13 protein-coding genes are annotated in these 8,705 nt (G+C 44.8%); 12 read left to right on the top strand and 1 reads right to left on the bottom strand.

Annotated features, from left to right (window positions below; all coding sequences use genetic code 11):
• Positions 1 to 134: 134 nt before the first annotated feature.
• The 11 genes from LC653_RS43110 (at position 135) to LC653_RS43065 (ending at position 7,525) form a co-directional block, all read left to right on the top strand.
• On the top strand, positions 135 to 305 hold the full coding sequence (locus LC653_RS43110) for a hypothetical protein (protein WP_443689872.1): 171 nt from the start codon (positions 135 to 137) through the stop codon (positions 303 to 305).
• A gap of 872 nt (positions 306 to 1,177) precedes the next feature.
• Positions 1,178 to 1,756, top strand: a complete 579-nt coding sequence (cysC, locus tag LC653_RS43105) for an adenylyl-sulfate kinase (RefSeq protein ID WP_229501394.1) — start codon at positions 1,178 to 1,180, stop codon at positions 1,754 to 1,756.
• Entirely contained in the window at positions 1,749 to 3,356 is a 1,608-nt protein-coding gene (locus tag LC653_RS43100) for a GMC oxidoreductase (protein WP_229501393.1), read from the top strand. Before cysC ends, LC653_RS43100 begins: the two co-directional genes overlap by 8 nt.
• A 347-nt stretch (positions 3,357 to 3,703) precedes the next feature.
• Positions 3,704 to 3,937, top strand: coding sequence for a hypothetical protein (locus LC653_RS43095; protein WP_229501392.1), 234 nt, complete (start codon positions 3,704 to 3,706; stop codon positions 3,935 to 3,937).
• Between the two features lie 39 nt (positions 3,938 to 3,976).
• Positions 3,977 to 4,735 carry a formyltransferase family protein gene (locus LC653_RS43090; RefSeq protein ID WP_229501391.1) on the top strand — a complete coding sequence of 253 codons (759 nt, stop codon included), beginning with the start codon at positions 3,977 to 3,979 and terminating at the stop codon, positions 4,733 to 4,735.
• 46 nt (positions 4,736 to 4,781) lie between these two features.
• Positions 4,782 to 5,417 (top strand): LuxR C-terminal-related transcriptional regulator, encoded by a 636-nt coding sequence (locus tag LC653_RS43085; protein WP_229501390.1) that lies wholly within the window; start codon positions 4,782 to 4,784, stop codon positions 5,415 to 5,417.
• A complete protein-coding gene (locus LC653_RS43080; protein ID WP_229501389.1) occupies positions 5,398 to 5,766 on the top strand; it encodes a transposase in 369 nt (122 codons plus the stop codon). The genes LC653_RS43085 and LC653_RS43080 overlap by 20 nt, the downstream gene beginning before the upstream one ends.
• Positions 5,766 to 6,512, top strand: coding sequence for a Stf0 family sulfotransferase (locus tag LC653_RS43075; RefSeq protein ID WP_229501388.1), 747 nt, complete (start codon positions 5,766 to 5,768; stop codon positions 6,510 to 6,512). The genes LC653_RS43080 and LC653_RS43075 overlap by 1 nt, the downstream gene beginning before the upstream one ends.
• A gap of 121 nt (positions 6,513 to 6,633) precedes the next feature.
• The gene (locus tag LC653_RS47705) at positions 6,634 to 6,993 is read left to right on the top strand and encodes a tetratricopeptide repeat protein (RefSeq protein ID WP_372478299.1); all 360 of its coding nucleotides are present in this window, start codon (positions 6,634 to 6,636) and stop codon (positions 6,991 to 6,993) included.
• On the top strand, positions 6,935 to 7,174 hold the full coding sequence (locus tag LC653_RS43070; RefSeq protein WP_229501387.1) for a tetratricopeptide repeat protein: 240 nt from the start codon (positions 6,935 to 6,937) through the stop codon (positions 7,172 to 7,174). The genes LC653_RS47705 and LC653_RS43070 overlap by 59 nt, the downstream gene beginning before the upstream one ends.
• A 9-nt stretch (positions 7,175 to 7,183) precedes the next feature.
• A complete protein-coding gene (locus tag LC653_RS43065; RefSeq protein WP_308189242.1) occupies positions 7,184 to 7,525 on the top strand; it encodes a tetratricopeptide repeat protein in 342 nt (113 codons plus the stop codon).
• Positions 7,526 to 7,656: 131 nt separating this feature from the next.
• On the opposite strand, the gene LC653_RS43060 is transcribed toward LC653_RS43065, so the two are convergent.
• Positions 7,657 to 8,199: a hypothetical protein gene (locus LC653_RS43060; RefSeq protein WP_229501385.1), complete on the bottom strand. Its 543-nt coding sequence runs from the start codon at positions 8,197 to 8,199 to the stop codon at positions 7,657 to 7,659.
• Between LC653_RS43060 and LC653_RS43055 the strand changes: the two genes are divergently transcribed.
• Positions 8,146 to 8,607 (top strand): tyrosine-type recombinase/integrase, encoded by a 462-nt coding sequence (locus LC653_RS43055; protein ID WP_372478298.1) that lies wholly within the window; start codon positions 8,146 to 8,148, stop codon positions 8,605 to 8,607. The genes LC653_RS43060 and LC653_RS43055 overlap by 54 nt on opposite strands.
• Positions 8,608 to 8,705 lie beyond the last annotated feature (98 nt).

The raw sequence follows: 8,705 nt of genomic DNA, 5'->3' as shown, positions 1-8,705 counted from the left end.
TAACATTTTCACACCCTCTCCTGGTCGAATATCTTGAGGATACATCGAAGTCTGACTCCAGATTCCAGACTCAGAGAGGGTTTCAGGTATGATTCTACTAGTTCATCTGTTCGCGTTGAAAGGGCTGCCTCTATTTGTCCTATGAAAAAATAATCGACTACTACAGACTGCGCTTTCAAATCGAGTTTAACTTTCGAGATGCTAAACAGTTTTGGGGATTAGAAGATTTTATGAATTTAAGCCAAACTGCCGTGACTAGCGTTCTCCAGGAAAGCCCCGCCCTTTGCGATCGCACTTTGAGATGAGGCAAAATGCCTTATTTCAGCATCTTCTCGCTTTAAAATGTTTCTATGTAATATTATGTTGTTATTTAGTTTCATTATTTACTTATTTGTATTTAAGCAACATTCTTGTTCTACTGTTATATTTTACACTCTTTATTTACCTTTTACAGATTTATCCGGTTAGGTGCAAGATATGAGTTAATGGATTAATCTTTGCTCGCTAAACAAAAAGTGGGATGCTCCCGTCTCCACCTCTAGGTTTTTTGTGCGGAATTAAGTTGCTTTTTAAAGACAATTGTGTAAATATAAACTTGAAATACTAAATATCGATAGACTAACAGTATTTTATTGCAGTTCGCGTTATCGAGAATGAGTTTGATGAAATAAGGAATAGTACCCAAGTAGGCGATCATTAATTAGCGGACACCATCCTCCTGAGCGAAGGAGGTTTATTTGAATTTGGTTAGTTAGCTGATGATTTTCACCGTTTGGAATCTACTAAAAAGATTTCATCTCTAACCATTGCAGTCGATGTACGGCGAGAAACTAGTTGTGATGTAGTTCTGTACTCGGTTGGAGCTAATACTACTCACGAATTGAGACGTTCCAATACTGATAAAAGGAGATCTGTGCTAATGCTGCTTAGTAATCTTGAATGGTCTAAATGGAGCAATAGTCCAATAGCTAAGCAATGTGCTGTAGATGAAGGACTGGTTAGAAAACTTAAAGCGGAAATAACTCCGGATAATTACGAAGATAGAACTGACTGATGCCTAAAAATATGGTGTGAGTGAAGCAACCTTAAAATAAGTGCGGCAAAACCTTTAAGCTCAAACCGCAGAGAGTAGAAATAAACAAAGGTATTATCAAGGTAGTTGTTGAGCATTATAGATATGCAGACATACGTAGACAACTTACAAAGCTTGAGCGATCTGAAACAATCTGGTATAACAGTGTGGTTCACTGGTCTTAGTAGTGCGGGTAAAAGCACAATTAGCCAAATGGTGGGAAGAGAACTACGGATGCAGGGATACAAGGTCGAAATTTTGGATGGGGACGTAGTTCGCCAAAATCTCACTAAGGGATTAGGTTTTAGTAGAGAAGACCGGAATGAAAATGTTTGTCGCATTGGTTTGGTAGCCGATCTCTTAACTCGAAACGGGGTGATTGTGTTGGTTTCAGTCATCTCACCATACCGCGAGACACGGCAGCAAGTGCGGCAGCAAATTGGGAATTTCATCGAGGTTTACGTCAATGCGCCACTGGAAGTGTGTGAGCAGCGAGACGTAAAGGGATTATACAAAAATGCTCGTGAGGGAAAAATTAAAAATTTTACAGGTATTGACGATCCGTATGAACCGCCACTCCACCCAGAGGTAGAGTGCAGAACAGACCTGGAAACACCAATGGAGAGTACAGCCAAGGTTTTGGCTAAGCTCAAAAATCTATGGGGTTTTGCAACAGATGGGTAGAGTCAATGGTCTAGTTGAAAGAAGAGAATTTGAGTACATTAATTTTATTGACTACTTCAACAAAACAATGCAAAGCATCAAAGGTGAAGACAACCCCCCTAAAGGGACGACCGTAGTCGTTGTGGGTGCGGGTCTGAGTGGATTGGAACTCGCTGCGGAACTGCTGAAAGCTGGCGTGGAGGACGTTGTGGTGTTGGAAGCGGGGCAGGAAAAAGCTCTGGAGCATACAAACTCTCAGCTCAATCCAAACGAGTCTTTCCACTTCTGGCAAACTCCGGAGCTAGACCCAGCATTTCACAGACCGTGGTTCACTGACTCCCCACCTCACTATAGCGGCGTAGTTGGACTACGACGCGGGGTAGGGGGTCGCTCGCTGTATTGGCGGGGCGTCATATTGCAGATCGAGGATTGGGCTCTGGCGGATCCTGTGTGGCCGACAGCAGTTCGTGAGGATCTTGTGACGGGTTGGCATGGCGGTACTGGGCTTTACGACGAGATTGAACGCGATCTCAGTAACTGGATAGGTGGCCCTCTCGATGCAGTTCGCGAACCAGGAGAGGAAGCGTTGGTAGATCTGTTGTCCCAAGCGTGTTCCGTTCAAAGCACACCGGTTCCGCTAGCACGCCAACGATGGCGTACTGAGTCGGGGGGGGAGAGATGGCGCGCATACAGTCCAATCGCGCGATGGATCAGTGCAGGAGGCCATATTGGTGGCAATCCTCCGTGTGTCTTACCGAACTGCGAGGTGACTGATGTCCACGTTGTGAATGGACGGGTTCGGGGTGTTGTATTCTGTCGACAGGGTAGAAAAACCGATGAACGGATTGACTGCGCTGTTGTTGTCTTGGCCGGCGCTACCATGGAAAACACTCGTTTGGTTGCGCAAGCAGTGGCGAAAACTAGTGGTAAGCGCACTAGCTTTACTGGACTGACTGACCACATCAGGCAGGGATTTGTAGTAAAAATTCCGATCTCGAAACTTTCAACTGACTTTACACCTGTAGGTTTTGCGTTGATCCGTGGGAATTCCCAAACCAAGACAAATACCTTTATTGAAGTGGAGCCCACAGCGTCACCGAATCACTTACTGTGGGATGTGTGGTCGATAGGTGAGCAGAGACGCTTAGAGTGTAACCAAGTGTGGTTCTCTGCAACCTCGACCGCACCTTGGGAGGTGCGAGTATCGGTTGGACGTTCTCCTTCGGACGATGCTATGGTTACCAGTCAGCGAGAGGAACTCCAGCAGGTGTGGACGAATCTTACCGAGGCGATGGGAATCACAAATAAGGCGCTAGAGTTTGAAAGTTTCTGGTATGGTGCCAAGTCATTTGGCACCGCCTATAACCAGGCTGTAGAGGCTGCGGTGGTTGCTCCAATCACCTACTGTTGCCCGCTCGGGTCAGTCGATCACGACGGTGGAACAACCCCCTTGGGCGAGGTAACCAACGAACACGGTGAAATCTTGGAGGTACCTGGGCTCTTCGTGGTAGGTCCCTGCACATTCCCACGTGCAGGTGCAGCAAACCCATCGTTTACTACCTTAGCACTCGCACGCAGGACAGCTCGAAAGATCGTAGAATCCCTGCTCGCTGTTGCTTGAACCAGTGAAAAATAACCCCATTATATATTATGGTGTTGGCAAATTCGTGAGGGTTAGACCAACAAGTAGATGGTCGATTAATTTGCTCAAAGTATGCAGTCATAGCGCATAAATGTTCACCATTTTTTTTTGGTGTTTTTAGCTTTTACAGATTGAGCAAAAAGTTTCTCAGAAGCGTTCGAGGAAAGTGATCGCATTCCCTATGGATGTAAAGAAACCATTCTGTTTTCTTAGGAGCAACTGCACAGGCGGCACTGCCACCCGCTATGAATCAAAGAAACTATTTTGAGGGGACTAATGAACGAGTACATTAATAATTATCCTGACAGTTAAAACCGAACCCACAATTGGGCGCACCCAAAGCAATAACTGCTACTGCACACAAGCTGGCTCGTTTGTTCTATCAAATTTGGACAACTGCTGGACGATATTCTGATCCTGGTATGGACTACTATGAGCAAAAATACCAGCAGCTGATCCTCAAAAATCTCCAGAAGAAAGCCCAAGCTTTTGGTCTTCAACTTGTCCCCAAATCTCAAGATAAGGAGGAAGCTTCATTTTATCAAACCCTTTCTACATAAGCTTTACGTCAAGTGTTTATTGAAAGAGGGATTATTAATATGCGACTGGTTATTTTCGCTAACGGGACGGTCGGTTATGCTGCGCTGGCAGCAACACTAGAAAACATACGTGCTGAGGTCGTGGCTGTTTGCATTGCCAGCGATGGTAACATTGAAAGTAACTATCTCATCAGGCAACTTGCGGCAGAAAGACCATGTATTGAGTTGACGAAAAATGTTTCTTATATGGCCTTAGATGAATTAGCATCACTAAATATAGATTTGATTGTTCTGGCATGGTGGCCGTACATCTTAAAGTCCAATCTGCTTACCCTGCCTAGAATCGGCTGTCTCAATTTTCATCCCGGATTTCTGCCATATTGTCGTGGGATGGATCCAAACTTCTGGTCACTCATTGAGCAAAGTCCCTTTGGGGTCACGCTACACTTTGCGGATACTTCAGTGGATGGCGGGGATATTGTCTTTCAAACCGAGATACCTGTTACCTGGGAAGACACTGGTCAAACACTACTTGACCGTGCAAAACACGAGCTTGTCCAGCTTTACAAGGAGCACCTTGACGAGATCCTCTCCGGCTCTCTCACCCGCCGACCTCAACCACCTGGTGGCAATCCTCATCGTCGAAGCCAGCTCGACCCGGCTTCTCAAATTCACCTAGACAAATCAACGACTGCGCGGCAATTGCTTAATCTGCTTCGTGCCAGAATGTTCCCGCCGCAACCTGAGGCTGCCTGGTTTATTGGCGACGACGGCGAGCGATACGAAGTACGAATTTTTATTAAGCGTCAGTTGCAATAAGGGCTAAAAGTTTAAGCGACATTCCACTTTAAGGGGCGTTTAATCTATGAAAAAGACAATTCAAGTTCTGCTAGCTGAGAAAAATCCCTTGATGCGAGGTAGCATCCGCAATACCCTAACTTTGAAAAAAGACTTGAAGCTGGTGGGTGAAGCAACCAATGGCTACAAAGCTCAACGATTAAGCGTAGAACTTAGGCCAGACGTGCTACTGTTTGACCCAAATATGTCAAGTTCCACACTGTCTAAAATAATAACCGATCTACATGAGCAATGTCCGGAGGAAAAAGTGTTGATTTTGACCACCCATGACATTAATATGCACAATTTGGTGCCTTCTGGTGTAGCAGGCTGTATCTTCAAGGAAGAGGAACCAATGTCTTTGGTTTCCGCTATCCGCAATGTAATGCAGGGAAATGTGTGGCTTAGTCAGACCGTTTTGCAGAGGCTGGTTCAATGGAAGACAGACCCGGTGCAGACTCAAGAACCTACTCTAACTACCCAGGAGAAACAGATTTTGAGTATGATTGCACTGGGCTGGAATAATATTTGTATTGCTGCTGAGCTATGTCTGGCTAAACAGACAGTGCGTAATTACATCAGCCGCATCTACTCTAAGCTAACAGTGAGTTCACGATCTGAGGCAATTGTATGGGCTATAAAACATGGGTATACTCAAAAGTAGTTCATTGCTCACGTCTGTCAGAGTAACCTTGACTCGTGCAACATTGCCCGACTTGGTGAACCCAAGTGGTTATGGAGTCAGAGTTGTTGCGATAGTGGCATTACTAAGTTCAGTGTACCGCAATAGTCAACGCATGGTACAAAGCGCTCTAGCTGAGTTATTTGACATCTCAATGTCGTTGGGAACCGTAAACAAACTTCGCTTGGAAGCAAGCGAAGCAGTAGCAAATTGTGTGGCTGAAGCAAAACTTTACGTCCAGCAACAAAGGGTTGTAGGAGCGGACGAAACAAGTTTTAAGCAAAGTCAGAACTCAAATTATAATCAGTTTAACTTTTGTTTTCCAGACTAATGACACAGCCAAATTTTTCTTACTTAATATATGCAACTCCTCGAACTGGTAGCTTTTTACTTTGTGAAGCTTTGAGGAATGTTGGGATTGCTGGACAGCCACGGGAATATTTTTGGCCTAGAAATAGATCCTATTGGACTGAACGTTGGCGTGTTACAAGCAATGCAGACTTTTTACAGCAGGCGATTGTGGCAGGGACATCATCCAATGGTGTTTTTGGCGCTAAAGTAATGTGGGAATATTTTGAGGATCTAGTGAGTACAATTCGGCAAGCGACCAATAAATGGGAAATGTCAGTGCCTGAGTTGTTTGAGGCGGCGTTTCCTAATATGCATTATATTTGGATAAGGCGTCGTGATAAAGTACGTAGGGCTATTTCTCATTGGAAAGCATTACAGTCAGACATTTGGATGTGGACTACAGATGAACCTCCTGTACCAGCTAAAGAACCAGTGTTTGACTTTTCAGAAATTGAACGATTAATTCGACAAAATGAGCAGTATGAATCTGCTTGGCAGTCTTTCTTCGATACTTATCAGATAACTCCTTTTTACTGTTTTTACGAAGACCTTGTAAATGCTTATGAACAAACGGTAATCGATGTACTTGAATTTCTAAGTGTTCCTATTCCTGAAAAACTTACTTTTGCTCCTAGAATCTTAAAAAAGCAAGCTGATGCAGTTTCAGAGCAGTGGTTTGAATGGTATCATCAACAAAAATCTCAGCAGAATAGTGATGGCGATTAATCTACCAGATGTCGCAACGAGAGCGAAAAATTTCTTTCTGTAAGGGACTTCCAAAGTGCGATTCGTTGATGACCGAACGCTATAACTCGACTTTAGCCAATTAGAGTGAGGACGCCAGTAGCTGAATAAAGCAGTTGAGTTTTATGAACAGGCTTTAGCGATCGCGCGCGAAGTTGGCAATCGCATTCAGGAAGGTGCTACCCTTGGCAATCTGGGTCTGGCTTATCAAGCCCTGGGAGAGTTTCATCGGGCAATTGAATGTCATCAACAGGACTTAGCCATTGCTAGAGAAATAGACGCTCATGCCGGAGTAGGGCAAGCCCTTGGTAATTTAGGACTAGCTTATCAATCTCTGGGGCGTTATCCTGAAGCCCTGGCGTGCCTGGAACAGTATCGTGCAGTGATGCAGCAGATTGGCAACCGTGGGGGGGAGGCCAATAGGCAACCTGGGGAACATTTATCGCACTTTAGGAAAGATTAATCAAGCCTTTGATTATCATCAACAATGCTTGAGGCTGGCTGAAACTGTGGGCGATCGCGTCTTGGTCATGAAAACCCTGAATAGTTTGGGGAATGATGCCTTTTTCGTAGGAGATATGCATCAGGCATCAGAGTTTTACCAACAGGCGCTGGATCTAGCGCAAGAAATGCGAGAACAATGAACAACAGGCATTGCTCTGGGTAACTTGGGGGATATTTGCCAAGTTCGAGGAGAGCATCAATCAGCCATTGCCTGCTATGAGCAAGTGCTGAAAATAGCGCAGGATACAGGCGATCAAGGAATGGAGGCATCTGCTCTGCATAAACTCGGTGATGTCCATAAGTCATTAGGAAGTTATCAGCAAGCCTTGCACTATATTGAGCAAAGCCTAGCGATCGCAAAGGAGAAGGCCAACTTCTGGGCAACCTTGGTGTATTACAGCGATTACAGAGTAATTTTGAGCAGGCGATCAGCTATTAAATATAATCAACAGCATTTAGCTCTTCTCCAAGTAGATAAAAATAGATCGTGATAGAAAGTCTCAACAATAACGACTGAAAGCCTGATTATTTCGTCAACTTCTAAAAGTTTTCGATCTACTGAAAGTAGCTGCTGATTGATTTAGAAAATAGCTTATAAGAAGGATATCAAGCACAAGCAATTTCAAAAACCCTCAACATCTTCTCTTCCCAAACTGCCTGAGTCTTCCCCAAAAAGCCAATCGCTATCACTATCAGCATTACCTTCGCCATCCACTTGAAGATTTAAAGAAGGCACCAACTGTTCAATTTGGCTTTCAAGTCGGGAGATTGCCAACGTCAAAGAAGCAAGTTGCTCCCTATCCTTCTTAATTTCATTTGAAATACCCACCCGCAATTGATTTAACCGCTCCTGGAGGGTATGCACTTCAGTTTTGCTTGCAGAAGGGATACTCAATTTCTCTGACAGGGCAGCGATTTGAGCTTTCAAAGCTTCAATTTCAGCAGCAGTTGCACTATCTGCACTATCAGGACTCTCTTCAAAGAGTGCTTGTTTAATGCAATCAAGCACAAACTCTTTAAAAGTTAAGCGCAACTCCTCAGCACGCTGCTTGGCCCGCTTCACCAACTCCCGGTCTTCTAGCGCATTCTGTCGGAACGCGAGATTGCTAAGTTGGAAAAAGCGGCGATTGAAGTAGATTTGCAACACAACACTAATAAGATGCATTGGCTGCTGTTGACTCTCGTCTTTTACAGTGGGGTGAGGGCGGGAGAAATTGCGCGGCAAACTTCTGATTATGGTAAGCGTATAGTTACGCCGGGGTTATTTTGGCGGCAGTTTCGGGAGGATGGAGATTGTCTGTTATTAACTGTGACGGGGAAACGAAATAAAACCAGGACTATTAGTCTCGATCCGGAGACGAGCGCGGTGCTACTGGATTACCGTGGGGATGCCAGCAATGATGAGCCGGTGTTTCCTAGTCCCAGTCGTCGAGACAGAGGTAAACCTCTAAGCGATCGCGGATTGCGGTTGATGATGGCGGAAATTTCTGCTTTTGCGGGAATTAAGTTCAGTGCCCACTTTCTGCGCCACACTCATGCGACGCTGGCTAACGCTCTTTTATGTCTCTGGTGAGAGAAAAATGCTCTGATTTGCTGAGATTTTTGAAATTCCTTGAAGACTGTGAACAATACAGGCGCTGCTATGTCGGAAATATTGAGAAGTAATCAAAT

Source organism: Nostoc mirabile CHAB5784 (assembly GCF_020829645.1).
Taxonomy (GTDB): domain Bacteria; phylum Cyanobacteriota; class Cyanobacteriia; order Cyanobacteriales; family Nostocaceae; genus Nostoc; species Nostoc mirabile.
The sequence above is the reverse complement of the archived record's forward strand: the minus strand, read 5'-3'. Positions and strand labels throughout refer to the sequence as shown.